We start from the raw sequence: 26,566 nt of genomic DNA on the forward strand, positions 1-26,566 counted from the left end.
AAGCTAGTAAGATCCCTGAAAGATGATCAGGTTGATAGGTTCGAGGTGGAAGCATGGTGACATGTGGAGCTGACGAATACTAATAGATCGAGGACTTAACCATATAATATGTAGCAATGTTATCTAGTTTTGAAGGAATATGCATTAAAATTTCTTCTTGACATTTCGAAAGAAATGTTTATAATGATAAAAGTCTGGTAATGATGGCAGAGAGGTCACACCCGTTCCCATACCGAACACGGAAGTTAAGCTCTCTAGCGCCGATGGTAGTTGGGACCTTGTCCCTGTGAGAGTAGGACGTTGCCAGGCTAATATTATTCCGCAGTAGCTCAGTGGTAGAGCTATCGGCTGTTAACCGATCGGTCGTAGGTTCGAGTCCTACCTGCGGAGCCATTATGCTTCCATAGCTCAGCTGGTAGAGCACTTCCATGGTAAGGAAGAGGTCACCGGTTCAAGCCCGGTTGGAAGCTTGGGAATAGGTTTAAAACTTTTTTGGCCCGTTGGTCAAGTGGTTAAGACACCGCCCTTTCACGGCGGTAACACGGGTTCGAATCCCGTACGGGTCACCACTTTTGGAGGATTAGCTCAGCTGGGAGAGCACCTGCCTTACAAGCAGGGGGTCGGCGGTTCGATCCCGTCATCCTCCACCATATATATTTAAAATGTCGGAGGGGTAGCGAAGTGGCTAAACGCGGCGGACTGTAAATCCGCTCCTTCGGGTTCGGCAGTTCGAATCTGCCCCCCTCCACCATTTTCTTTAAAATAACCTGAGAGGGTTTATTTTTTTGAAAAGATAACCATACTAGTAAATATTAATGGGCTATAGCCAAGCGGTAAGGCAACGGACTTTGACTCCGTCATGCGCTGGTTCGAATCCAGCTAGCCCAGCCATTTACGAGCCATTAGCTCAGTTGGTAGAGCATCTGACTTTTAATCAGAGGGTCGAAGGTTCGAGTCCTTCATGGCTCATCATTTTTGCGGAAGTAGTTCAGTGGTAGAATACAACCTTGCCAAGGTTGGGGTCGCGGGTTCGAATCCCGTCTTCCGCTTAATTAATAAGGGGCCTTAGCTCAGCTGGGAGAGCGCCTGCCTTGCACGCAGGAGGTCAGCGGTTCGATCCCGCTAGGCTCCATCTAAATAAAAAAGCTTACATCATATGATGTAAGCTTTTTTTGTGTTTAAAAAGACAACTTTTATACTTGTCGTTTAAAATGAAGAAAACGTAAAAATAAGGGATGGGGAGATAATTGTGAAAGTTGTTATTGCATCTGATTCATATAAAGAAAGCCTAAAAGCTATAGAAGTATGTGGAGCTATTGAAAGAGGTTTTAGAGCAATTTTTCCTAATGCAGAGTATGTGAAAATACCAATTGGAGATGGAGGAGAAGGGACGGTTGAATCACTTGTTGATGCTACAGGGGGGAGAATTATATCAATTAGTGTGACAGGACCGCTTAGAGAAGGTATACAAGCTTTTTATGGCATTTCTAAAGATAAAAAGACAGCGTTTATAGAAATGGCAGCAGCATCAGGATTACAGCACGTTCCAGTTGAAAAGCGCAACCCACTTATTACAACGACAAAAGGAACAGGAGAACTTATATTACATGCGCTAGATCAAGGAGTGGAGTACATAATTTTAGGACTTGGCGGAAGTGCTACAAATGATGGTGGGGCAGGTATGTTAGCAGCTTTAGGAGTAAGATTTATAAATGACAAGGGTGAAGTAATAGATCCATCTGGAGGCACATTACATTCGATTGTTGCTATTGATTTTTCACGAATGGACCCCCGCTTAAAGGGGGTAAAGATAGAAGCGGCATGTGATGTGGATAATCCATTAGTCGGAATGCAGGGAGCATCTTTCATATTTGGGAGACAAAAGGGTGCAAATGTAGAGATGATGAAAGAGCTAGATGAGAATTTACAACATTATGCGAATATGCTTAAACGATATGTATCTTTTGATGTATCTGAAATACCTGGTGCAGGGGCAGCGGGAGGAATGGGAGCGGCTGTTATTTCAGTGTTAAAGGGAGACTTGCGGAGGGGCATTGAAATTGTATTAGATTATACAAATTTCGATAAACATATAGAAGATGCAAATCTCATTATAACTGGTGAAGGTAGAATAGATAAACAAACTGCATATGGAAAGGCTCCTGTGGGTGTTGCGGGGCGTGCAAAACGTTTTTCTGTGCCTGTAATTGCTATTGGAGGGTCTGTATCATGTGATTATTCAGCTGTGTACGAGAAAGGAATAGATGCGGTATTTAGTATTACAACGAGACCGATGACACTAGAAGAAGCATATAAAGTAGCAGAAGAAAATATTGAAATGACAACAAAAAATATTGCAATAGTATGGAAAATAGCATCAGAAAAACACTTCTAAATGTAGGAGTGTTTTATTATTATTATTTAATAATAGTGATTGCGATTGTTTCATTAAGTTAACTTTATACATAGAATAGTCTTGAAATTTGGTTTTCAGTATGAATATAAGTGAATAAATTGTATATCCATACAGAAAAATGTCGAGTTGAGTCAGACTATATAAAAGATTTAAAATATTTAGTGAAGGCATAAAAGGGGGATACTATCTATGAAAAAAGAAATCTCAGTTATTGGAGTTCCAATGGATTTAGGACAGATGCGTCGTGGAGTTGATATGGGACCGAGCGCGATCCGTTATGCAGGGGTAATTGAAAGAATTGAAGAAATTGGATATGACGTTAAAGATATGGGAGATATATGTATAGAGAGAGAAAAAGAGATAGATGAAAATACAAAATTAAGAAACCTTACACAAGTTGCAACTGTATGTAATGAATTAGCAAGTAAGGTGGATCATATTATAGAAGAAGGTCGTTTTCCACTTGTATTAGGTGGTGACCATAGTATTGCTATCGGTACATTAGCTGGTGTAGCAAAACATTATAAAAACTTAGGCGTTATTTGGTATGATGCACACGGTGATTTAAATACAGAGGAAACTTCACCATCTGGAAATATTCATGGTATGTCACTTGCAGCAAGTTTAGGTTATGGACATTCTTCACTTGTAGATTTATACGGAGCATATCCAAAGGTGAAAAAAGAGAATGTTGTAATTATCGGTGCGCGTGCATTGGATGAAGGAGAAAAAGATTTCATTCGCAATGAAGGTATTAAAGTGTTCTCAATGCATGAAATTGATCGTATGGGGATGACGGCTGTTATGGAAGAAACAATCGCATATTTATCTCATACTGATGGTGTACACTTATCATTAGATTTAGACGGTCTTGATCCTCATGATGCACCAGGTGTTGGAACGCCTGTAATTGGCGGTCTATCTTATCGTGAAAGTCATTTGGCGATGGAAATGTTAGCAGAAGCTGATATTATCACATCTGCTGAATTTGTTGAGGTAAATACGATTTTAGATGAGAGAAATAGAACGGCAACAACAGCAGTTGCTTTAATGGGTTCTTTATTCGGTGAAAAACTAAAATAAATGTAAGAAAAGCAACTGAGAAGTTGCTTTTTTTATTTGAAAATAGGCGTATAATAATGATTTATATTATACTGTACAATAAAAATGTTTGACATCTTACCAATTTGAGCTAAAGGGGGTTGTTTGTAATTGTCGTTTGTTTCATGTATGGTATAATTAACTAGTTGTTGGAAATACATACAGATAGAGCATAAAACAATATTTCAATATATGGATAGAATTGCTCGTAAGTAGGAGGAAGGGATAGCATGCCTTTTGAAGATACGACCATTTTGAAATATCTTAGTACGGCATTAGATATTGCCATTGTATGGTTTATTATATATAAGCTAATTCTTATAATCCGAGGGACAAAAGCTGTTCAACTTTTAAAAGGGATTACAGTTATTATCGTCGTTAAGATGATCAGTATTTTCCTTGAATTGCGTACGCTATCTTGGCTAACTGAACAAGTATTAACGTGGGGATTTTTAGCCGTTATTATTATCTTTCAGCCAGAATTGCGAAGAGCACTTGAGCAGCTAGGGCGCGGAAGTTTATTTTCGCGTGTTGGAACGCATGAGGATGATGAACCTGAAATGGTTGCAACAGCGATAGCAAAAGCAACCGAATATATGGGGAAACGTAGAATTGGTGCATTAATTACTTTGTCAAAAGAGACCGGTATGGGTGATTATGTGGAAACGGGTATTCCGCTGAATGCAAACGTATCATCGGAATTACTTATTAATATTTTTATTCCAAATACACCTCTTCATGACGGAGCGGTAATTATGCAAGGAAGTACAATTAAAGCAGCAGCATGCTATCTTCCATTATCAGAAAGTCCGTTTATTTCTAAAGAATTAGGAACTAGACATCGTGCTGCAATGGGAGTTAGTGAAGTTACTGATAGTATTACAGTAGTTGTGTCTGAAGAAACTGGTCAAATTTCTTTAACGAAAAATGGTAAGTTGCATCGTGATTTGAAGACAGAACAGCTGAAGGATATGTTATTAGCTGAATTTAGTGGAAACGAAAAAACGACTTCTTCGTCTTTATGGAATTGGAGGAGAAAGCGTCATGGATAAGTTAATGGAGAATCATTGGTTTTTAAAAGGGATCTCATTACTATTGGCGTGTATGCTTTTTATGTCAGCGACGTTAACTGAAAAAAATACGACATCAGGTATATTACCTTTTGCAAATGATACGAAAGAAACATTAACTAATTATGCTATTAATCTTAAGTATGATGAGGAGAAATATATTGTAAGTGGTATTCCGGCAGAGGGCGTTAAAGTAAAATTAGAAGGCCCAAAAGCATCAGTTGCTACAGCAAAAGCAAAAAAACAATTTGACATACCGGTTGATTTGCGAGATAGTCCAAAAGGAACTTATGAGATTTCTTTAAAAACGAACGGGCTTCCAGATGATGTGAAAGGAACAGTTCAGCCATCAACAATTAAAGTTACTCTTCATGAAAAGGCGAGAAAATATGTTCATGTAGATCTGAAATTATCAAATGAGGATCAGATGCCAGCGGGGGCTACTCTAGAAAAATCAAGCCTTAAACCGGATACTGTTGAGGTAGTTGGGACGAAAGAAGAAATTGAAAGCATTTCATCTGCCAAAGCGTATGTTGATTTAAAAGGTGTTAATAAAACTGTTACAAAAACGCCCGAAGTTACATTATACAATAAAGAAGGAAAACGTTTAAATGTAAGAACAAGTCCATCTAAGATTAGTGTAACGTTGAATGTGGCAACGCAAAATACAGCCAATAATACTGAAAAAACTGTTCCTGTAACGTATACGAAGAAGGGGAGTTTAGCAGAAGGATTGGCGGTTACAAATATCAGTGTTGAACCGAGAGAAGTAACGATAGCTGGTCCAAAAGATATTTTGGATAATATACAATCGCTAGAGGGGGTCGAAGTAGATCTTAGTCAATTGACAGAGTCTACAACATTCGATGCCTCTGTTTTATTACCCAAGGGTGTAACAAGTGCCAAACCGAATCAAGTGAAGGTTTCGGTGGGAGTGCAAAAAACAAAACAAACGAAAACAAAAACGATTGATGGTATCCCAATCCAGAAAAATGGACTTTCTAAAGATGTTACTGCTCAGCTACTTTCGCCGCAAGATGGAAAGATAAGTGTTGATATTTCAGGAGAAGCAAGTATAGTAGATAAAATAACAGCTGCTCAAATAACAGCGGTAATTAATCTGCAAAATGTATCTCCAGGAACGAAAGATATTTCAATTCAAGTGAGTGGTCCTGGTAATATTTCAATAGAGCCAAAACAAAAAAGTGCTAAAGTTACTATTGTGAAGAAAGAAAAACCAGATAAAGAAGTACAGGGTAACGGTCAACAACCGGATTCAAACACCGATCAAGAAAATCAAAATGAGAAACCAAAAAATCCTGAACCTGATTCAGAAAAAGAACAGGAAAAGAATCAAAACCAAAATCAAAATAAAGATAAAGATAAAGAAACGAGTCAAGAACCAACAGTAGATAATCACAATCAAAAAGAGCAAGAAAAAGGAGCGAATCATAATGGGTAAATATTTTGGTACAGATGGAGTACGCGGAGTTGCAAATAAGGAGTTAACACCTGAATTAGCTTTCAAAATTGGACGTTTTGGTGGTTATGTATTAACAAAAGATACAGATCGTCCAAAAGTAATTATTGGTCGTGATACACGTGTATCTGGCCATATGTTAGAAGGAGCTTTAGTAGCAGGGCTATTATCAACTGGAGCAGAAGTAATGCGCCTTGGCGTTATTTCTACACCGGGCGTTGCTTATTTAACAAAAGCACTAGACGCACAAGCGGGTGTTATGATTTCTGCATCTCATAATCCAGTACAAGATAACGGTATTAAATTCTTTGGTTCAGACGGCTTTAAATTAACAGATGAGCAAGAAGCTGAGATTGAAGCTTTATTAGACAAAGAAGTTGATGAACTACCACGTCCGACAGGTACTAATCTTGGACAAGTGAGTGATTACTTTGAAGGTGGACAAAAATATTTACAGTACATTAAACAAACTGTTGAAGAAGATTTCTCTGGCCTACATATCGCTTTAGATTGTGCACATGGTGCAACTTCTTCTCTTGCTCCATACTTATTTGCAGACCTAGAAGCTGATATTTCAACGATGGGAACTTCTCCAAATGGTATGAATATTAATGAGGGTGTAGGATCTACACATCCAGAAGGCTTAGCTGAATTGGTAAAAGAAAAAGGTGCGGATATCGGACTTGCTTTTGATGGCGATGGCGACCGTTTAATTGCTGTAGACGAAAAAGGAAACATCGTTGACGGTGATCAAATTATGTTCATTTGTGCGAAGTACATGAAAGAAACTGGTCAATTAAAACATAATACAGTTGTTTCAACTGTTATGAGTAACTTAGGTTTCTACAAAGCACTTGAAGCAAATAATATTACAAGTGATAAAACAGCAGTTGGTGACCGCTACGTAATGGAAGAAATGAAGCGCGGAGGTTACAACCTAGGTGGAGAACAATCAGGCCATATTATCTTACTTGATTACATTACAACTGGTGATGGAATGTTAAGTGCACTTCAACTTGTAAACATCATGAAAATGACGAAAAAGCCATTATCTGAGCTTGCAGGGGAAATGACGAAATTCCCACAATTGCTAGTAAACGTTCGTGTAACAGATAAAAAATTAGCATTAGAAAATGAAAAAATTAAAGAAATTATTCGTGTTGTAGAGGAAGAAATGAACGGTGATGGCCGTATTCTTGTTCGCCCATCTGGAACAGAGCCACTTATTCGTGTAATGGCAGAAGCACCAACACAAGAAGTTTGTGATGCATATGTACATCGCATTGTAGAAGTTGTGAAAGCCGAAGTTGGCGCTGAATAATTAGCTGAATTTATATGAAAAAGGAGCACAAAAAGTGCTCCTTTTTCATATGTTTTATAGACGATGAAAAAAATTTCATTGACGGTTTATCCATGTTTGTTATAAGATGGTCTTGTTCTTTTTCTCAAAGGAAATATTGTAAATTATAAAAGCGCCAGAACTACAAATAGTGTAGTTGACGAGGTGGGGTTTATCGAGATTTCGGCGGATGACTCCCGGTTGTTCATCACAACCGCAAGCTTTTACTTAAATCATTAAGGTGACTTAGTGGACAAAGGTGAAAGTGTGATGAGAGAAGAGGAACGGATGAAAACTAGCTGTATAAGTATATACGGACTTAAACCCAATCGAGAGGAAGGTGAAAGCCGTTACAAGCTTACAGGGCTAGCAATATGTAATCCGTTTTTTAGTATAAATAAAAATGGTATCGGACTATGTCGTTACATGTTCGCAGAGCAGTGTAAGCATTTGTAACGGCGACTAAACATGTGTGGAATCGTAGGATTTATTGGAGAGCAAGATGCAAAGGAAATTTTATTAAAAGGTTTAGAAAAGCTAGAATATCGTGGATATGATTCAGCAGGTATTGCAGTACAAGCAGAGAACGGTGTTGTTGTATACAAAGAAAAAGGCCGTATCGCAAAACTTCGTGAAATCGTAGATGAGAACGTAGCAGCAAGCGTAGGTATCGGACACACACGCTGGGCTACACACGGTGTTCCAAGTAAAGTAAACGCGCATCCGCATCAAAGTACATCAAAACGCTTTACATTAGTTCATAACGGTGTAATTGAAAACTATGAATTAGTGAAAAAGGAATATTTACAAGATGTAACGTTCGTAAGTGAAACAGATACAGAGGTTATCGTACAGCTTATGGAACAACAAGTGAGCACAGGATTAAGTGTAGAAGAAGCGTTCCGTAATACGCTATCTCTTTTACATGGCTCTTATGCAATCGGATTACTTGATGCTGAAAATCCAAACATGATTTATGTTGCTAAAAACAAAAGCCCGCTATTAGTAGGTGTTGGTGACAACTTTAATGTTGTGGCAAGCGACGCTATGGCGATGTTACAAGTTACAGATCAATTCATTGAGTTAATGGATAAAGAAATCGTAATCGTAACGAAAGAAAGTATTACAATTAAAAACTTACAAGGTGAAACGATTGAACGTGCACCATTTACAGCGGAATTAGACGCAAGTGATATTGAAAAGGGAACATATCCTCATTTCATGCTTAAAGAAATCGATGAGCAACCACTTGTAATCCGTAATATAATTCAAAAGTATCAAGATGAAAATGGCGAAATTGAATTAAATCAAGACATCCGCAATGCGATTTTAGATAGCGATCGCATTTACATCATTGCATGTGGAACGAGTTATCATGCAGGTCTTGTTGGAAAACAATTTATCGAGAAGTTTGCAAAAATGCCAGTTGAAGTACACGTGGCAAGTGAATTCTCCTACAACATGCCATTATTAACAGAAAGACCATTCTTCATTTACATTTCACAAAGTGGTGAAACAGCTGATAGCCGTGCAGTACTTGTACAAACAAATGAAATGGGGCATAAAGCATTAACAATTACAAACGTGCCTGGTTCTACGCTTTCTCGTGAAGCTGATTATACACTTCCGTTATACGCTGGACCAGAAATTGCAGTTGCATCAACGAAAGCTTACACAGCACAGCTTGCAGTACTTTCAATTTTAGCGGCTGATATTGCTAAAGCAAAAGGTGAAGTTCTTGATTTCGATTTAACACACGAACTAGGACTTGTAGCAAATGCAATGATAGAACTTTGTGATCAAAAAGAAGAAATGGACGCATTAGCAAAACAATTTTTAGCAACAACGCGTAACTGTTTCTTCATCGGCCGTAGCGTAGACTTCTACGTAGGATTAGAAGGTGCGTTAAAACTAAAAGAAATCTCTTACATCCAAGCAGAAGGATTCGCTGGAGGAGAGTTAAAACACGGTACAATCGCTTTAATTGAAAATGGTACACCAGTTATCGCACTTGCTACACAAGAGCACGTAAACCTTGGAATTCGTGGTAACGTGAAAGAAGTAGTAGCACGCGGGGCTAACCCATGTATCATCTCAATGAAAGGCTTAGAAATGGAAGGTGACAGCTTCGTATTACCAGCTGTACACGAAGCGCTAGCACCGCTAGTAGCAGTTATTCCATTACAACTTATCTCATACTACGCAGCACTTCACCGCGAGTGTGACGTTGATAAGCCACGTAACTTAGCTAAGTCTGTTACTGTTGAGTAGGAGATTGGTAGGTTAATAAATATAGTTATAGCTTTAAAATAAATTTACAAATTTGCACCCCTTTAGATATTTTATCTAAAGGGGTATTTTTGTGTCGAAAAAGAACATCTAAAATTGATAAGCGGAAAGAGCCCTATAGATTAAAGTTTTACTTTATCGGATTCACTTTTATTTATCTGAATTTTCCGTTACTATTTTAAGTATCCATGAACAATTTCCTTTATTACGACAAGAAGAGACGGTAGATTCATGGACACTACAAGGGGGCTTATTATATGAAAGTGAAAGCAAAAACATATTTAAGTATAGAAGAGATTATTTCATTACCAACCGTATCAAGTACAAACATAAGTGATGATGGTAAAAACGTAGCATTTGTTAAGAAGACGTCTGATTGGAAAGACAATACATATAGGAATCATGTATGGATATATGAAAAAGATAAGAAGCAGAGTTACCCATTATCAAATGGTGATATAGATAGTACACACCCATTATGGTCTCCAGATGCTAGGTGTATCGCATATCTTAGTCCAGTTGGTGATGGGGAAAATCAGATATTTGTTAAGTCACTAGATGATTATAGAGAGGTTCAAATTACTGATAAGAAAGAAGGAGTCAGTACATTCAAATGGGGTCCTACTGGCAAGGGTCTTTATTATGTTACGCAGTCAAAAGAATGTGAAGAGATAAAGAAACGTAAGGACCTATATGGAGATTTTCAACATATAGGTAAGGAACACCAGAATAATTGTTTATATTACATTGAAATAGAAAAGGTGATACAAAGTGATACAGATGAACACGAGAACAGAGTTGTTTATCAATTAACGGATGGTAAGGATTTTCATATCCATGAATTTGATATTTCAAATGATGGTAAAAAGGTTGTATTTATGGCGGCACCAAGCTCAAATATGGCAGATTATATAAATGGAGATCTATACATACTCCATATTAAAGCTGGAGAGCTACAAAAGCTGAATGTGGATAAGTTGTTGGGAGGGAGTGTTTGCTTTTCTCCTGACGGCAGTAAAATATGTTACGCAGCAAGCATAAGAGAGAAGGATTACTATAAAAATCATATACAAGATAGTACATTAGAGATATATGATATGAATACGGGAGAAGTAATTCAACCTTTAACCGATTTTGATAGTACGATTATGCCATTACAGTGGACGGCTAAAGGGATTTTAATTAGGTGGCAGGATAAAACGAATTATCGTATTGGATTACTAGCTGAAGATGGCACTGTGGAAGCATTAAGCGACAAGATAGATGGCTTTATAATGGATGCCTCTATAACAAAGGATGGAAATCATATAACCTATAATAAGGCTATAACAAATGAAACCTTTGAAATCTATTTAGACGATAAAAAAATAACGGATGAAAATAGCTTTTTCAAAGGGAAACTTAAAAGTAACAGGGAAATCATCTCATGGAAAAGTAGTGATGGTCTTGAAATAGAAGGTGTTTTATCAACGCCAGTAGAGTTTGACACTAATAAAAAATATCCTTTATTAGTAGTAATTCACGGTGGTCCGGCTTGGGCATCTTTTCCGATATTTTCAGACTGCTTCAATGAGAAATATCCGATTGAACAGTTTGTTGAAAAAGGCTTTATCGTTTTAGAACCAAATTACAGAGGAAGTTCAGGTTATGGTAATGAATTTTTAAAAGCTAACTATAGAAAACAGGGGATTGCTGACTACGACGATGTTATATCAGGAGTTGATAAACTAGTTGATCAAGGGATAGTAGATAAAGATAGAGTAGGAGTTATGGGATGGAGCAATGGTGGATATGTATCAGCTTTTTGTTCTACATTTAGTAGCAGGTTTAAAGCTATTTCAGTTGGCGGTGGAATAACTAACTGGAGTACCCATTATGTAAATACAGATATACCTTACTTTATTAGAATGTATTTAGGAAATACTCCATGGAATGATCCAGATATATATACGAAGACATCACCTATGACGTATATTAAATCAGCTTGTACGCCTACCTTAATTCAACATGGGGAAAAGGATGCAAGAATTCCGATTACAAATGCATATGATCTATATCAAGGATTAATGGATATGGAAGTTGATACAGAATTAATTATATTTAAAGGAATGGCATATAGTTCTGACCAACCAGGAGTTCATGTGGCTATTATGAAGCAGAACTTGATGTGGTTTTCACACTATATGCTTGAAGAGAGTATGGAGGGTTTTAGGACTTTGTAATAGATGTTTGTACAAGACATATGATTGAAACGGTCTTCATATTGAGATGATTTATTATAAAATATATACTTAAACTACTATCAGTACATACATCAGGGAGGACTAATATGACAGGAAATAAAAATGACTTACTAGTAGAAAAACGTGAAGAGTTATTGAAAGTATTGCAAGCTCGTTTTGAGAAAAACATGAACCGCCATGAAGGTCTTGAATGGGCTAAAGTTGAAGCGAAGCTGACTACTAATAATGAAAAATTGTGGTCACTTAACGAAATGGAAGTAACTGGTGGTGAGCCGGATGTTATTGGTTATGATGAAGAAAAGGACGAATATACTTTCTATGATTGTTCAAAGGAGAGTCCTAAAGGCCGCAGAAGTCTTTGTTATGATCTTGAAGCGTTAGAATCAAGAAAAAAGCATAAACCAGAAAATAACGCTATTGATGTGGCGGCCGCTATGGGTATTGAGTTATTAACGGAAGAACAATATCGAGAGTTACAACAACTTGGAGATTTTGATATGAAATCATCGAGTTGGGTACAAACACCTTCAGATATTAGAGAGCTTGGTGGTGCTCTATTTTGCGATTATCGCTTTGGACATGTTTTCGTGTACCACAATGGAGCAGACTCTTACTATGCTGCCAGAGGTTTTCGTGGTTCGTTAAAAGTTTAAATTAGGATAAATAAGAAAAAGAGCCTATATTCAGGCTCTTTTTCTTATTTATATTTTAAAAGTAAATTGTTACTACGCAGTTTTACTTAATTTATATGTTCTGTGGTTGTTTTTACGGAAAAGTTTAGGGAAAACATAGCCATCTAATCCAATACGTCCAGCGTTCTGCCCTGCAACTAAAATGAACATAGTCAAAATAAGCAGGTTTGGGTTTACACTAACAGTTCCGCTTAATAAAAATGAAAGATTCATTATGATTCCGAAAAATGCAGCTGTTTTTGTTAATCCGCCTAAAATCAAACCTAGACCTACTAAAATTTCTCCCCATTGAACTAAAAAGCTAAATAGGTCTGCGTTTGGAAGGACAAAATGTTGAAGAAAATCTGCCCACCAACTTTGTACTGCAGGATGGTCACCTGATGCTTGAGCAATAGCACCCTTTAGAAAACCGCTTGCGTCAAAAGATTGTCCGAAGACTTTGCCTATCCCAGCAGCGAGCCATGTATATCCTATGTAAAGCCGTAAAAGTAATAATATGAAAGTAGCACGTTTATCAGTTCTTAAAAAATTGATAACCATTGAAATCCCTCCAATATTGTATTTACACGTTTATTATATATCCAATGTGAAAAGATTCACAATGGAGAGAATGTGAACAAGGATAGGTTGTGAATAATTGTTTTATTTTTTGTAACATTTTATCTGCTTTGATAAACTAAGAATAGAGATATATGTAAAGGAGACAAAGACTCAATATGTGGATGAACTTGTAATGATTAGAAACTACTAGATAGATAAATTTTTCTCTCATAAGCGAGGGTTTATTTAGTTATCTGTAAATCATTCAAGGAATGCATATTTGGCTTGTACATCCCTTTTATAAGGATAGGTGCCTATTTTATGTATCTGTCTTTTTTGTGGGAAAGTTTATATCTCTTATATAAAATATGCGTCCTTTAAACTTGGAGGAGTATATGATGAACCAATTAAAAAATAAAGTAGCAGTTATTACAGGGGTAAGTCGTCTAGATGGTATAGGGGCAGCGATTTGTAAAGAATTAGCTGAATCAGGATACGATATATTTTTTACGTATTGGACAGCTTACGATAAAGAGATGCCTTGGGGCGTTGATAAAAATGAACAAATACAATTAAAAGAAGAGTTACTAAAAAACGGTGTTAAAGTATCAAGTATGGAGTTAGATTTAACTCAGAATGATGCACCAAAAGAGCTTATAAATAAAGTTACTGAACAATTAGGGTACCCTCATATATTAATTAATAATGCAGCATATTCTACGAATAATGATTTCTCTACGTTGACTGTTGAAGAATTAGATAAGCATTATATGGTAAATGTTCGTGCGACTACATTGCTCAGTAGTCAATTTTCCCGGGGATTTGATAAGAAATCTGGTGGTAGAATTGTTAATATTACTTCGGGGCAATTTCAAGGTCCTATGGCAGGAGAACTAGCTTATGCGACAACGAAGGGAGCTATTGATGCTCTTACTAGTACGTTGTCAGCAGAGGTAGCTCATTTAGGAATAACAGTGAATGCAATTAATCCAGGACCAACCGATACAGGATGGATGACTGAAGAGATAAAACAAGGGTTAAAGTCGATGTTTCCTTTTGGCAGAATTGGTGAGCCAAGGGATGCAGCTAGACTCATTAAATTTTTAGTAAGTGAAGAGGCCGAGTGGATTACTGGGCAAGTTATTCATTCAGAAGGTGGATTTAAAAGATAAAAAAGAAGGCATCTCACCAGGGTGAGATGCCTTCTTTTTTAATCTTTCTTCAATCTTCGTGCAACACCATTCCCTAAAGACTGTAATCCTTGAACGAGGATAATTAAAATAAAGACGGTTGCATACATTACTTCAGGCTCGTAGCGTAAATGTCCGAAGCGGTATGCTAAATCCCCTAGCCCGCCAGCACCTACAAGGCCAGCCATTGCTGTTGCGCCGATTAAGCCGATCGTTGCGATTGTTAATCCGAGTACAAGGGAGGGACGTGCTTCTTTCACCATAACGTGCCAAATGATTTTTATAGTAGAAACGCCCATCGCTTGGTAGGCTTCAATGACACCGCGATCGACTTCTAGTAAAGCTGTCTCCATTAAACGTGCGATATAAGGGGCTGTGAAGACGACAAGCGGTATGATAACACCTTGCACGCCAATGGACGTTCCCATTAGAAACTTTGTAAAAGGTAAAATAAAGAATAATAGAATGATAAATGGAAGAGAGCGAATGATATTAATAATTGTATTAAGAATAGGATAGATGATTTTATTTTCACGCTGTCCACCAGGTCTCGTTAAAACAAGTGTGACGCCAAGTGGCAGTGCAATAAGGATCGAGATGAGTAATGAGATAGATGTCATTTGAAAGGTTTGGATTGTGGCTTCCCATATGACTTTACCCCATTCATCCAAAAAGGACTTGTTTCCCATAATCTGTTCTACCTCCTTCTACGATGATTCCTTGCTCTTGTAAAAATGATAAAGCACGGTGGATTTCATTTTGTTCCCCTTGCATATGAACGACTAGTTTCCCATATGCTTCATGTTTTAACTGCGTAATATTACCGGATAAAATATTCGGATACACTTGGAAACGTTTTGTGGCAACGGCTAAGGCAGGTTCCCCTGAAGTAGTGCCAATAAATGAAAGTGTTACAATTTCTCCAGTACTTTGTAGTTCTTTCTGTACCTCTTTTGGAATTTTCGCTGCAAATGCGCTATTTACAAATTTCTTCGTGGTTACATGTTGTGGGTTTGTGAAAATATCTTTTACAGTCCCACTTTCGACTACAGATCCGTGTTCCATAACAGCAACGCGGTCACATATACGCTGGATGACATTCATTTCATGTGTAATGAGTAAAATCGTAATTCCGATTTCTTCGTTAATCTTTAATAACAAATCAAGGATAGAATCGGTTGTTTCGGGATCTAATGCGCTCGTTGCTTCATCACTTAATAACACTTCAGGTTCATGTGATAGCGCACGAGCAATTGCAACACGCTGTTTTTGACCACCAGAAAGTTCGCTTGGATACGCATCTTTTCTATTAAAAAGATCGACAATGCGTAAATACTTTTCTACTCTTTTTTCAATTTCTGCTTTTGGAATGCCAGCAAGCCGTAACGGTAATGCGATATTTTCATAAACGGTAACAGTTTTAAGTAAATTGAATCCTTGGAAGATCATTCCGATTTTTTGTCTCGATTTTGCTAGTTCTTTTGTCGATAACGTTGTTAAGTCTTGTTCGTTTACAATGATATTTCCTGTCGTTGGTTTTTCTAATAAATTTACACATCGAATCAATGTACTTTTACCAGCGCCACTATACCCAATGATTCCAAATACCTCGCCTTTTTCTACTTTAAGGGAAGTAGACTTAAGAGCCTCAACATTCCCTTTTTTTGTTGTAAATACTTTGGATATGTTTTTTAATTCAATCATTATCGCCAGCTCCTACCAAGATGGTAAAACTGAACCATCAAATTTTTTCTCGATAAACTCTTTTACTTCTTTAGATTGATAAGCTTTCTTTAATTTGTTTACAACGGCATCATCTTTATTTTCAGTACGAACAACGACCCAGTTCACATATGGTGAATCTTTTCCTTCGCGGAAGATAGAATCTTTCGCTGGACTTAATTTTGCACCTAATGCAAAGTTTGTGTTAATTGCAGCTGCTTTCACTTCACTTAGTTGTGTTGGTAATTGAGATGTCTCTAATTCGACAATCTTTAATTTTTTTGGATTTTCAATTACATCTTTTGCAGTCGCTTTTTCTGTAGCCTTTGGATCAACTTTTAAAACCCCTGCTTTTTCAAATAATTTTAAAGCTCGAAGTTCATTCGTTGGGTCATTTGGTACAGCAATTGCGTCGCCCTCTTTTAAGTCTTTTACATCTTTTATATCTTTAGAATATACGCCCATAGGGAATGTTACTGTTGAAAATACTTCAGCTAATTTCATATTGCGTTCAGCTTTAAATACATCTAAATACGATTTCGTTTGGTAGCTATTTACATCAAGGCTTTTTTCATCTAAAGATACGTTTGGCGCTACATAATCATTAAATACTTTTATATCAATTTCGAGACCATCTTTTGCTGCAACTTCTTTTACCTTTTCAAAAATTTGTTCATGTGGTCCACCTGTTACACCGACAGTAATCTTTTTCTCGTCTAATGCTTTTACCTCTTTATCTGAACTCACGCTACATGCGCCTAATAATAATACTGCTCCGCTTACAATGCTTAATAATACCTTTTTCATCTATAAATCCCCCCTTCATATACGTTCCAAAATAAAAAGCACCTCCCAAAAATAAGAGAGGTGCCGAATAGACGAAATAGATTCCTCTCTTATCTTCCAAAACGAAAACTCGTTTTGCAGGAATTAGCACCTTAGCTTATACGTCATAAGCTCGGTTGCCGGGCATCATCGGGCCAGTCCCTCCGCCACTCTTGATAAGAGTATGTGTATGTAGTTTTGAATATGGTACTAATAGTAAATCGTACAAAAAGAATTGTCAATGATATTTTCGGAATATATTTTATTTTAAGATAATCGAAACGTTCCCCTTTTTATGTCCTTTTTCTACATATATATGAGCTTCAGCAATTTCTTCTAATCGGTAAGTTCTATCAATAACAGGTTTTAGCTTTTCTGTTTCAGCTAGTTGTTTTAGTAGGTTCATATCTTCTTTACTGACCTTTGCCATCATTCCGTTCACAGATACATATTTTCCATTAGGCATTAATGCATCTGTACAAAGAGACTTTTTATATTTTCCAACTGTATCAAATATAATATCGTAGTGCTTGCCCTGCTTAGTAAAATCTTCTTTCATATAATCAATTATGTTGTCTGCCCCTAAAGTTGTTACTAGATCGAAATTCGAACTACTACAAATGGCTGTGACAGTCGCCCCGAAGTATTTAGCAAGTTGTATGGCAGCTGTCCCTACTGACCCAGAGGCGCCGTATATAAGTACTCGTTGCCCTTTTTTTATCTGTCCTTTTCTAAGGAAGTGCAATGCTGAAGTTCCGCCAAAAGGAATAACGGCAGCTTCTTCATATGTCACATTGGTAGGTTTTAATGCTATTAATCCACTTTCATGCACGCATGTGTATTCCGCATAACCACCAAGGTTTAGTTCTGTTAATGCAAAAACTTGATCTCCTTTTTTAAATTGTGTTACATCTGTTCCAATGTCTTCGATTTCACCGGATAACTCTACGCCAAGTATAGGTTTTCTCGGTTTTCTGAAACCTAATATGATCCGCATAGGAATCCAAAATAAGAGGGGGCTATTAAAGCCACGTATTCTACAATCTCCAGTCGATACACTTGTTGCGTGAATTTTAACTAATACTTCATTTTTTTTAGGTTTAGGCTTTTCTACATTTTGAAGCTGGAGAACATTAGGTGGTCCGTACTTTGTACAAATAATCGCTTTCATAATGACCTCCTGAAATGAGTTGTTATTATTTACATCATATTTAAACTTTTTCTCAAACATGTTGTTATATAGGAAATAAATTTAAAGATAAATATTACGAATTATATAGATTTAATAGGAAAAGAGATGATATTATTTTGGGGAAGGAGGGGACGTTATGAAAAAACTTATTTTAATTTCAAGTTTAGTACTTGCAGTCGGTCTAGGAGTAGGGTGTAGTAATGAGAAAACAAAAAAGACTGATGAACCGAAAAAAGAAGCTGTGCAGAAAGAAAAGGAATTAACAGCGAAGGATGTTTTCAATAAAGCGAATGAAGCTTTTAAAAACGAAGAAAATGTAACGATGACATATGATGTGGGAATAAAGGCTGAAGGAACAGAGATGAATGTAATAAAGGCTAAAATGCAACTAGAGCCGAAGAAAAAAATTCTCGTTCTGAAATGAATGTTTCTGGTACAGAGGTTGTTGTTTATGATGTGGGTGGCAAAATTGCTGGTCAGTTGAAAAATCCTAATACGGGTGAAATTATGTCTGTACCAGAGGAACAATTGAATGCTAACGGAATGAACGCGACTCAAGGAATGGTAGATAATTTAGAGATTCCATCGGAAATTTTAAATAAAGTGAAGATGGAGAAAAGTGGAGATAATTATAAGCTGAAGTTTGCATTAAAAGGGCAAGAGACAGAGAGTATGCTAGCTAGTATGGATGAAAAGCAGAAACAAATGCTACAAGGCCAAAATGCAAAGATAGAAGAAATAGATGGGGAATATATTATTACAAAAGATTTTAAATATGAATCAGCAAAGATAGATATGGTTATGAGTAGCAATGGTGAGGATAAAGCGCACATTATTACGGATGCAAAGTTTACATCGTATGATAAATTTGATCCAATACAATTGCCAGCAGCAAAGTAATCACTGTCAAGAGAGGTACCTGAAAGAAAGGGTATCTCTTTTTGTTGCTAATAAGGAGAGTGTCCTTTGAAAAAAAGAAAGATAGCAGCGGTCATTGTCGCATATACGGTTTTGCTTGCAACGTCTGTACATACGTATAAAAAACAAATTGATCATCCTATTATGAGTGATGTAGGTAAATTGCTTCCGACAAAAATAAAACGTGTTGAAAGTGCTACGGAAGAGCACTCGTTAATAAAATTAGTGCGAGATGCAAAAGTTTCAGGAGAGAAAATTTCCATTGCAGGCATGCAACATAGCCAAGGAGGACAGACATATTATCCGAATGGCACGATGCTCGATATGAAAGGATATAATAAAATATTAGAATTTGATCCAGAGAAGAAGCGGATTACAGTTCAAAGTGGTGTCACCTGGAATGATATTCAGAAGAAAATAAATCCTTATGGCCTTGCGGTACAGGTCATGCAGTCTCAAAATATTTTTACTGTTGGCGGTTCATTAAGTGTAAATGTACACGGGCGTGATATTCGTCATGAGGCACTGATTGATACAGTAGATTCATTTAGATTGTTAATGGCAGATGGCACGGTACGTAATGTAAGTAGAGAAGAAAATGCAGAGTTATTTCCATATGTCATTGGGGGTTACGGTTTATTTGGAGTTATTTTAGATGTGACGCTGAAGTTAACAGATGATGAATTATATGAAATGCACACGAGAATGATAGATTATAAAGAATACGCATCTTATTTCAAAGAGAAAGTGAAAAGAGATGAGAATGTTCGTATGCACTTAGCGCGTATTTCTGTTGCTCCAAATTCATTTTTAAAAGAGATGTATGTGACAGATTATACTTTGGCACAAAATCAAAATATGAGAGAAGAGTACAGTGAATTAAAGGAAGAAAATATTATAGCTGCACCGAAATTTTTGCTTGGGTTATCACGTTATAGTGATTGGGGAAAGAATACATTTTGGGATATACAAAGAGGTTATTTTGAACGTACAGATGGAAAGTATGAGACGCGTAATAATGTTATGAGATCAGATAGTGCTTTTATGGAATATGAAAATCCAAATAGGACCGAAGTGTTACAAGAATACTTTGTACCTATAGATGCTTTCACAGAGTATATAGATGATTTACGTAACGTATTAAATGAAGATGAGTTTAATTTACTCAACATTACGATTCGTTACGTGGAAAAGAATGAAAATGCAGTTTTGTCCTATGCGAAAGATGATATGTTTGCGCTGGTTCTTTTGATTAACCAGGGACGCTCAGAGAGTGAGATAAAGGAAACAGAGGATGTCATTCGAAAGATGATTGATGTTACTTTAAAGCATAATGGTAGTTACTATTTGCCGTATTATTCTTATCCAACGAAAGAGCAGTTAAAGAGGGCATATCCTCGCATTGAAGAATTTCTCAAGAAAAAGAAGGAAATAGATTCAGAAGAGAGATTTGTGAATTTATTTTATAGGGAGTATACGAAATGACATATAGAAGATTTGTGGCTTCGCAAAGTATCATCATGATGGCAGGAAGTATGGTATTTCCTTTTTATATATTATTGCTTCGAAACGTTGGAAATAGCTTCTCGCAATTTGGCTGGGCGTATGGCTTATTTGCTTTAACATCAGCACTTGTATATCCACTAGTGGGAAAGGTATCTGATCAAGTAGGGGATAAAAAATTATTAATCATATACGCTTGGTCCATGGCAATCTTAATGCTTTGCTTTCCAATTGCCACGGAAGTTTGGCATGTGTATATTCTTCAAATTGTAATGGGCGTTTTAGGTGCTGTGCAGCGTAATACTGAGAAGACTTCGTTAGCACGAAAGGTTGCGCAGGAAAAGGCTGGTTATGAGATTGGAAAATACCATGTGTGGACATCCATTGGCGGAGCAGTAGCGGTTATTGCCACGGGATATTTAGTAGATTTCTTTACGATTGGTACAATTTTTTATATTGCATCTATTCTATATGTAGTGAGCGGGATTGTATTAAGTAGTAAAAAAATATAACTATTCCTATTTTCACCTTAATAACCTTTATTTGTTATACTAAAAGGGAATACAAAAGAAAAGGGGACAGTGCCTTTGATGAAATTTGTAGTTTTAGCTATTCTTACTTTGTTTTTGATTCCATGGACAAGAAGTAGTAGTAAGCTTCGAGCAGTGGATAAGAAGGGAGATAAGAAGGTTGTAAAGGGTAAGAAATCATCTATTTTAGTTATTCCTGTTTTATTTTGGATAGGTATTGCAATCTATGAATACTTTTGGCTAATTGATGATCGAGTAGATTCGATTCTTACTCATTATTCTGTTGCAGTAGCAATTTTAATTGGGCTTGTTTTATTTTCACAAGATCAAATAGGGAAATTAGAAGGTACATTAAAAGGACTTCTAATGTTTATTTTACTCGCAAGTTACGGCTACTTTGGTTATTTGCACGATATAGTAATCTCGCAAAAGAAATATGATTCTGTTGTTAAGGTAGAGAAAGATATTTCAGAGCCATTTACTGAAAATGACCAGCCGTTTACAGTGCCGCCAAAGACAGCGGAGAATAAGATGAAAAAAGTATTTGGTGATATTCCAAAAGTAGCTTATTTTGAGCTAGGAGAATTAACGCCACAAATGGTAAACGGCGAGGCTTTATATGTAGCGCCGATTGAAGTTTCAGGATTTTTTAAAGCGCGTAAAGCTGAGACAATTCCAGGGTACGTAACGATGTCAGGTACGAATCCTGATGCGGAAGCGAAACTGCACCTCGGTTATAAAATGAAATATGTGCCAAGCATGTTTTTTGGTAATAATTTAGAGCGTGTGGTAAGGCAAGCAGAACCAAATTTAATCTTTAAAGGAAAACCTAAATTTGAGGTTGATGATAAAGGAAAACCATATTATACAATGACGTATGGTGAATTTATTTCAGGAAGATCTGGATTTGAGGTAGAAGGTGTTGTCGTAGTAGATGCACAAACAGGTGAAGTGAAAAGATATGATAAAGGAAAGGCACCTAAATTTGTTGATGGTGTATTAAATCATGAGACTGCATCTACGTTAAATACGTACTTTGGCAAATATATTCACGGATTTTGGAATACGAAGTTCTCGCAAACAGATATGAAAATTCCGACTGAGTGGGGAACGAAAGAAGGCGTGACCCCGATCTTTGGTAAAGATGGAACACTGTATTATTTTACAGACTTTACTTCTCCAAAAGAAGGAGTAGATTCAGCTCTAGGCTATTCATTAGTAGATGCACGCACAGGCAAGCTATATTACTATAATGGAAAAGAAGTAAAGGGGATTATGGATGGTTCAGCAGCTACAGAAGTAGTAGATAATTCCTTTAAGAGAGAGAAATGGCATGGGACAATGCCTGTCATTTATAACGTATACGGTAAACCAGCTTGGATTATTCCGGTTGTTGATGACGGAGGCCTAGTACGTGCGCATACAGTTGTATATGCTGCTAATGCAAAAATATTTGCGACAGGTTCTTCGCAGAAAGAAGCGCTTGAGAATTATAAAAACGTAATGAGCGGTAATGGTGATACATTTAGACCAACCTCAACAGGAAAAGAAGCGCAAAAAGAAGGTATTGTACAACGTGTATATAAAGAAAAATCAGGTGAAAATACAATCGTGTACGTACTTTTAGAGAATGAACAAAAGGTATTTATGATACCGGTGAAGAAATTCCCATATGCTATGTTTACAGAAGTAGGAGATCCAATTCAAATTACATATTTAGATACGGGAGAGACGATGGCCTCGGTATCTAAATTTACGAATAGCAATGTGAAAAAATAAAGCGGTAGAATTTCTATCGCTTTTTTTACATTATGAAAGAGGAAAATGCACTGTACTTGACGTATGTTTATGATGTAACTATAATTGTTACGATTCAGTGTGTATAGGAAAGGGTGAATTGAAAAAGTGAATGAAGTTAATCACGAAATATATAAACCTGTAAAGGCAAACAGGTTGTGGATGATTCTTGTATTAGGGACACTTACGGCGATTGGGCCATTATCTATTGATATGTATTTGCCTTCATTACCGAAGTTAACGGATGACTTGCAAACAGGTGCATCCCTAGCGCAGCTTACATTAACAGCTTGTTTGCTTGGGTTGTCAGTAGGGCAATTATTTGTTGGCTCAATTAGTGATATTTACGGAAGACGCAAACCACTTATTATTGCTCTTATTATTTATGTTGCTTCTTCTTTACTTTGTGCTGTTGCGCCATCTATTTGGACATTAGTATTATTGCGCTTCCTACAAGGAGCTTCAGGATCAGCCGGGATTGTTATATCACGTGCGATGGTAAGAGATATGTACTCAGGTTCTGAAATGACGAAGTTTTTCTCACTGCTTATGTTAGTAAACGGAGCAGCACCTATTTTGGCACCGATTATTGGGGGGCAATTGTTACAGTTTACAACGTGGCGCGGTGTTTTCATCGTTCTTGGAGCAATTAGCGTATTCATGTTAATCTCAGCTACTTTTGTATTACGTGAAACATTACCTCCTGAAGAAAGAGAAACAGGTGGTTTGTCAGGGACTTTGGCGACGTACGGAAAATTGTTAAAGGACCGTCTATTTATGGGATATGCATTGTCACAAGGATTAGTAACAGCGGCAATGTTTGCATACATTTCGGGCTCACCATTTGTGTTGCAGAACATATACGGAGCATCACCACAGCAATTTAGTTTATTCTTTGCGATTAATGGCATCGGTATTATTATTGCTAGTCAGGTAACGGGTCGTTTAGCGGGGAAAGTGAATGAGAAGACATTATTTGTTGCGGGTATTATTATCGCAGCTGTTGGTGGCCTATCTTTACTACTGACAATCGTACTAGGAATAGGTTTAATTGGTGTTTTATGTTCGTTATTCCTTGTCGTATCAAGTGTCGGGGTTGTATCAACAACTGGGTTCTCATTAGCGATGAGAAATCAGAAACAAGCTGCAGGAACAGCATCAGCTTTATTAGGTTTATTACAGTTTATTTCAGGAGCTCTTGTTGCTCCGCTAGTAGGTATCGGTGGAAGTAATACAGCATTACCGATGGGTATTGTTATTGCGCTTTGTGAAGTAGGAGCAGTGTTATGTTATCTATTTATGGCCAGAAGAAGTGAGAAACAGTTTGAACTGCAGCAAAAACAAAATCTAGAGGCTTAACAAAAAAGAACTGATTCAAAGGGAATGTTTGAATCAGTTCTTTTTTCATTTCTTTGAAATACCTCATACAGTTTTGTAAGGTGATGTAGTAAAGCATTGCAAAAGTTATTTGTATAAAGTGACGATACTGTGACAAACATGTTGGTATATATATTACGGTGTCGTCTTAAGTGTAAAAAGTAGGATGTTCTCGGTATAATAACAAGTGGAGATAAAAGAAACTATAATGAGTAATAGTTGTAGATAAAAGGAGAAGAAGAGATGAAGAAGGTTTTGGGTATTGCCGTAATGGGAGGAATGCTCCTTCTAGCAGGATGTAATGGAAATAAAGATACGAAAGAACCGAAAGAAAAGGTAGAGCAATCTACAGAACAAACAGAAGAGATGAAAGAATACCGTGCAGTACATGAAAAATACGATATGAAAATGAATAAAGAAATTAATAAAGCACTGCAGTTATTTGAAGTAGCAAAAGAAAAGGGCGGTAAGGAAATAACGACTGCTACATATAAAGAAGATGTGCAAAAGGTAACAACGAGCATGTTAGAAGATATTGATCATATACGTAAAGAAATTCGTGTTCCGAAGTCGAAAGAGCAAGAACATGAAGTATATGTTGGTTTCTTGAATGAATCGGAGCAAGCGATGAAAAAATTACAGAAGTTAGCTAAAGAAGAAGATTCATCGTTGATTCGTGATATAGAAATTAATTTTGCAACAGCATCGACATACTATAAACGTTTTCAAGCAGAAACGAAAAAATAACCTTGCCTGTGCAAGGTTATTTTTTCTTCTTACTACCGCCTACTTCTTTATTTTATTTCTCTTTTGTATTCTTTTTTCGTTCCATCAGAGAAGACAACTTCTAAATCAAATTTTTGATAGTCTTTATCAAGTTTGAACACGTTCACTACTTGATCGATTACTTCTTGGTCAGCAGTATTTTTATCAAATTTTAATTCTTGTAAGAGTGGGCTTAATTTTGTGATAGCCTCGTCTCCTGTTAATTTTACATCTGCTTTATGATCTTCAATTTTTGCTTCCATTTTCTTATCAGCTGCTACATTTTTATAGTCTGCTTCGTAGTCTTTCTTTGTATCTTGGTAGTCTGCCTTTAAATCGAATTCATTGAAGTTTAGTTTTAAATCTGCAGGAGCCTCATTTTTTGCTTCTTCAGTCGTCTTTTTATTAGAAGTTGTGTCTTCTTTTGCAGGAGCTTTACATCCTGTTAATGCAGGTACTAGCATAAGAGCTAATAAAACTGATAGTAGAATTCTCATTATAAATTCCTCCTTATGTAAATTCGTTCTATACAAGTTTTTCCCAAAAACATGTAATTATGTATGTGTTGAAAATAAATTATTATTCTGTAGTTGCAAGGGCTAATACGCAATTTAAATCAAAAAAGATTTGTATGTATATGGTAAATTGAAGTTGTGAGGAGGGGCTAAAATGCATGAAGAATATAAAGAGATAATAAAAAAATCAATTGAATATATAGAGAATCACTTACATGAGGAGCTTACAACAGAAAGAGTGGCATCTCACAGTGCAGTATCGATGTACCATTTTCATCGCATCTTTCAAAGATATGTTGGGATGAGTGTAACAGATTATATTCGAAAGAGAAGGTTAACTCATGCTGCGCAAGTTTTAGTGTCAACGGAGAGAGCTGTTATTGATATTGCAGTGCAATACAATACGGTTTTTCCTCACAAGAGGCATTTACGAGAGCTTTTAAAAGAATGTTTCAATTGCCACCAAAGAAATATCGAAACTACTTTCAGTCATTTTATATAGAAAGAGAGGGTGTTTCAATGCAAAAAGGTATACCGAAAGGATGGATCTTAAGTGGAAGTCATCCTGCTGAATATGAGATGGGTTTAGATTATGAAGTTGTCCATCAGGGGAAAGTATCTGCATACATAAAAGCAAAAGAGAATGTTACGCACGGAGGATTTTCAACATTAATGCAAATGTTCCGAGCGGATAAATATGTAGGAAAGAGATTACGTTTTACAGCATTTATTAAGAGTGAAAATGTAAGAGATTGGGCAGGATTGTGGATGCGAGTAGATGGAAAAGATACAGAACCGCTCGCTATGGATAATATGCAAAATCGCCCCATTAAAAATACGAATAACTGGCAATCGTACTCGGTTGTATTAGATATAAAAGAAAAAGCACTTGGTATTGCATTTGGTGTTTTATTATCAGGAGAAGGTTGTGTGTGGCTAGATAGTATTCGATTTGATGAAGTAGATGAAAAAATTCCTTCAACAGATTTGGCAGAGAACTTTTATGAAACACTTTTAGAAGAGCCGGTGAATCTACAATTTGAAGAAGTAGAAAAATAAAAA

21 protein-coding genes, 9 tRNA genes, 2 rRNA genes, 2 pseudogenes and 1 riboswitch are annotated in these 26,566 nt (G+C 36.6%); of the genes and pseudogenes, 28 read left to right on the forward strand and 6 right to left on the reverse strand.

From position 1 onward, the window contains the following. The 20 genes from ACS2CR_RS23365 to ACS2CR_RS23460 all read left to right on the forward strand — a co-directional run. Positions 1-103, forward strand: a 23S ribosomal RNA gene (locus ACS2CR_RS23365); the annotation flags it as partial. A gap of 90 nt (positions 104-193) precedes the next feature. Then, positions 194-309: ribosomal RNA gene (gene rrf / locus ACS2CR_RS23370) — 5S ribosomal RNA — on the forward strand. A 9-nt stretch (positions 310-318) separates the two neighbouring features. After that, a tRNA-Asn gene (locus ACS2CR_RS23375) sits at positions 319-393 on the forward strand. 4 nt (positions 394-397) lie between these two features. Continuing rightward, positions 398-470, forward strand: a tRNA-Thr gene (locus ACS2CR_RS23380). 24 nt (positions 471-494) lie between these two features. After that, positions 495-569, forward strand: a tRNA-Glu gene (locus ACS2CR_RS23385). A gap of 5 nt (positions 570-574) precedes the next feature. Beyond that, a tRNA-Val gene (locus ACS2CR_RS23390) sits at positions 575-650 on the forward strand. 17 nt (positions 651-667) lie between these two features. Beyond that, positions 668-751, forward strand: a tRNA-Tyr gene (locus ACS2CR_RS23395). Between the two features lie 65 nt (positions 752-816). Then, positions 817-891: transfer RNA gene (locus ACS2CR_RS23400), tRNA-Gln, on the forward strand. A gap of 5 nt (positions 892-896) precedes the next feature. After that, a tRNA-Lys gene (locus tag ACS2CR_RS23405) sits at positions 897-969 on the forward strand. An 8-nt stretch (positions 970-977) separates the two neighbouring features. Then, positions 978-1,049 (forward strand) — tRNA-Gly (locus ACS2CR_RS23410). A gap of 10 nt (positions 1,050-1,059) precedes the next feature. Then, a tRNA-Ala gene (locus ACS2CR_RS23415) sits at positions 1,060-1,132 on the forward strand. Positions 1,133-1,249: 117 nt separating this feature from the next. Further along, positions 1,250-2,395 (forward strand): glycerate kinase, encoded by a 1,146-nt coding sequence (locus ACS2CR_RS23420; protein ID WP_053514346.1) that lies wholly within the window; start codon positions 1,250-1,252, stop codon positions 2,393-2,395. A gap of 210 nt (positions 2,396-2,605) precedes the next feature. Continuing rightward, positions 2,606-3,499 (forward strand): arginase, encoded by an 894-nt coding sequence (gene rocF, locus ACS2CR_RS23425; protein WP_000711563.1) that lies wholly within the window; start codon positions 2,606-2,608, stop codon positions 3,497-3,499. Positions 3,500-3,747: 248 nt separating this feature from the next. Continuing rightward, the gene (gene cdaA / locus ACS2CR_RS23430; RefSeq protein ID WP_001115697.1) at positions 3,748-4,569 is read left to right on the forward strand and encodes a diadenylate cyclase CdaA; all 822 of its coding nucleotides are present in this window, start codon (positions 3,748-3,750) and stop codon (positions 4,567-4,569) included. After that, complete coding sequence (locus ACS2CR_RS23435; protein WP_016111280.1) at positions 4,562-6,049, forward strand: CdaR family protein; 1,488 nt, start codon at positions 4,562-4,564, stop codon at positions 6,047-6,049. The genes cdaA and ACS2CR_RS23435 overlap by 8 nt, the downstream gene beginning before the upstream one ends. Beyond that, positions 6,042-7,388 (forward strand): phosphoglucosamine mutase, encoded by a 1,347-nt coding sequence (gene glmM, locus ACS2CR_RS23440; protein ID WP_000521476.1) that lies wholly within the window; start codon positions 6,042-6,044, stop codon positions 7,386-7,388. The genes ACS2CR_RS23435 and glmM overlap by 8 nt, the downstream gene beginning before the upstream one ends. Positions 7,389-7,676: 288 nt before the next feature. Continuing rightward, positions 7,677-7,862, forward strand: a complete 186-nt coding sequence (locus ACS2CR_RS23445; RefSeq protein WP_001206405.1) for a hypothetical protein — start codon at positions 7,677-7,679, stop codon at positions 7,860-7,862. Between the two features lie 12 nt (positions 7,863-7,874). Further along, on the forward strand, positions 7,875-9,677 hold the full coding sequence (glmS, locus tag ACS2CR_RS23450; protein WP_000334163.1) for a glutamine--fructose-6-phosphate transaminase (isomerizing): 1,803 nt from the start codon (positions 7,875-7,877) through the stop codon (positions 9,675-9,677). Positions 9,678-9,952: 275 nt separating this feature from the next. Beyond that, positions 9,953-11,917, forward strand: a complete 1,965-nt coding sequence (locus ACS2CR_RS23455) for a S9 family peptidase (protein ID WP_053514345.1) — start codon at positions 9,953-9,955, stop codon at positions 11,915-11,917. Between the two features lie 107 nt (positions 11,918-12,024). After that, positions 12,025-12,591, forward strand: a complete 567-nt coding sequence (locus tag ACS2CR_RS23460; protein WP_000147390.1) for a DUF4256 domain-containing protein — start codon at positions 12,025-12,027, stop codon at positions 12,589-12,591. A gap of 72 nt (positions 12,592-12,663) precedes the next feature. Here ACS2CR_RS23460 and ACS2CR_RS23465 read toward each other — a convergent pair whose 3' ends face one another. After that, positions 12,664-13,170, reverse strand: coding sequence for a DoxX family membrane protein (locus ACS2CR_RS23465; RefSeq protein WP_000236368.1), 507 nt, complete (start codon positions 13,168-13,170; stop codon positions 12,664-12,666). Positions 13,171-13,565: 395 nt separating this feature from the next. Between ACS2CR_RS23465 and ACS2CR_RS23470 the strand changes: the two genes are divergently transcribed. Beyond that, positions 13,566-14,342 carry an SDR family oxidoreductase gene (locus ACS2CR_RS23470; protein WP_053514344.1) on the forward strand — a complete coding sequence of 259 codons (777 nt, stop codon included), beginning with the start codon at positions 13,566-13,568 and terminating at the stop codon, positions 14,340-14,342. A gap of 38 nt (positions 14,343-14,380) precedes the next feature. Here ACS2CR_RS23470 and ACS2CR_RS23475 read toward each other — a convergent pair whose 3' ends face one another. From ACS2CR_RS23475 to ACS2CR_RS23490, 4 genes are all read right to left on the reverse strand, one after another. Next, the gene (locus ACS2CR_RS23475; protein ID WP_053514343.1) at positions 14,381-15,049 is read right to left on the reverse strand and encodes a methionine ABC transporter permease; all 669 of its coding nucleotides are present in this window, start codon (positions 15,047-15,049) and stop codon (positions 14,381-14,383) included. Beyond that, positions 15,024-16,064 carry a methionine ABC transporter ATP-binding protein gene (locus ACS2CR_RS23480; RefSeq protein WP_000571318.1) on the reverse strand — a complete coding sequence of 347 codons (1,041 nt, stop codon included), beginning with the start codon at positions 16,062-16,064 and terminating at the stop codon, positions 15,024-15,026. The genes ACS2CR_RS23475 and ACS2CR_RS23480 overlap by 26 nt, the downstream gene beginning before the upstream one ends. 12 nt (positions 16,065-16,076) lie before the next feature. After that, entirely contained in the window at positions 16,077-16,889 is an 813-nt protein-coding gene (locus ACS2CR_RS23485; protein ID WP_053514342.1) for a MetQ/NlpA family ABC transporter substrate-binding protein, read from the reverse strand. Positions 16,890-16,975: 86 nt separating this feature from the next. Then, positions 16,976-17,090: riboswitch (SAM riboswitch) on the reverse strand. Positions 17,091-17,169: 79 nt separating this feature from the next. Next, positions 17,170-18,078, reverse strand: a complete 909-nt coding sequence (locus ACS2CR_RS23490) for an NAD(P)-dependent alcohol dehydrogenase (RefSeq protein ID WP_053514341.1) — start codon at positions 18,076-18,078, stop codon at positions 17,170-17,172. Between the two features lie 157 nt (positions 18,079-18,235). Here ACS2CR_RS23490 and ACS2CR_RS23495 point away from each other — a divergent pair. The 6 genes and pseudogenes from ACS2CR_RS23495 (at position 18,236) to ACS2CR_RS23520 (ending at position 24,971) form a co-directional block, all read left to right on the forward strand. Further along, positions 18,236-18,999: pseudogene (locus ACS2CR_RS23495) on the forward strand (hypothetical protein). 66 nt (positions 19,000-19,065) lie between these two features. Continuing rightward, entirely contained in the window at positions 19,066-20,502 is a 1,437-nt protein-coding gene (locus ACS2CR_RS23500; RefSeq protein WP_153602669.1) for an FAD-binding oxidoreductase, read from the forward strand. Next, positions 20,499-21,032 carry an MFS transporter gene (locus ACS2CR_RS23505; RefSeq protein ID WP_000222367.1) on the forward strand — a complete coding sequence of 178 codons (534 nt, stop codon included), beginning with the start codon at positions 20,499-20,501 and terminating at the stop codon, positions 21,030-21,032. The genes ACS2CR_RS23500 and ACS2CR_RS23505 overlap by 4 nt, the downstream gene beginning before the upstream one ends. A 78-nt stretch (positions 21,033-21,110) precedes the next feature. Further along, complete coding sequence (locus ACS2CR_RS23510) at positions 21,111-22,829, forward strand: DUF3981 domain-containing protein (protein ID WP_000674048.1); 1,719 nt, start codon at positions 21,111-21,113, stop codon at positions 22,827-22,829. A 117-nt stretch (positions 22,830-22,946) separates the two neighbouring features. Continuing rightward, positions 22,947-24,206: a multidrug effflux MFS transporter gene (locus tag ACS2CR_RS23515; RefSeq protein WP_223153447.1), complete on the forward strand. Its 1,260-nt coding sequence runs from the start codon at positions 22,947-22,949 to the stop codon at positions 24,204-24,206. A 261-nt stretch (positions 24,207-24,467) separates the two neighbouring features. Beyond that, positions 24,468-24,971 carry a hypothetical protein gene (locus ACS2CR_RS23520; protein WP_000756517.1) on the forward strand — a complete coding sequence of 168 codons (504 nt, stop codon included), beginning with the start codon at positions 24,468-24,470 and terminating at the stop codon, positions 24,969-24,971. A gap of 47 nt (positions 24,972-25,018) precedes the next feature. Here the strand turns inward: ACS2CR_RS23520 and ACS2CR_RS23525 are convergent, their stop codons facing one another. Then, positions 25,019-25,486, reverse strand: coding sequence for a YusW family protein (locus tag ACS2CR_RS23525; protein WP_001221553.1), 468 nt, complete (start codon positions 25,484-25,486; stop codon positions 25,019-25,021). A 172-nt stretch (positions 25,487-25,658) separates the two neighbouring features. Between ACS2CR_RS23525 and ACS2CR_RS23530 the strand changes: the two are divergent. After that, positions 25,659-26,563: pseudogene (locus ACS2CR_RS23530) on the forward strand (helix-turn-helix transcriptional regulator). The last annotated feature ends 3 nt before the right edge of the window (positions 26,564-26,566 follow it).

This window comes from Bacillus cereus group sp. BceL291 (genome assembly GCF_051776705.1).
In the GTDB taxonomy this organism is placed as follows: domain Bacteria; phylum Bacillota; class Bacilli; order Bacillales; family Bacillaceae_G; genus Bacillus_A; species Bacillus_A cereus.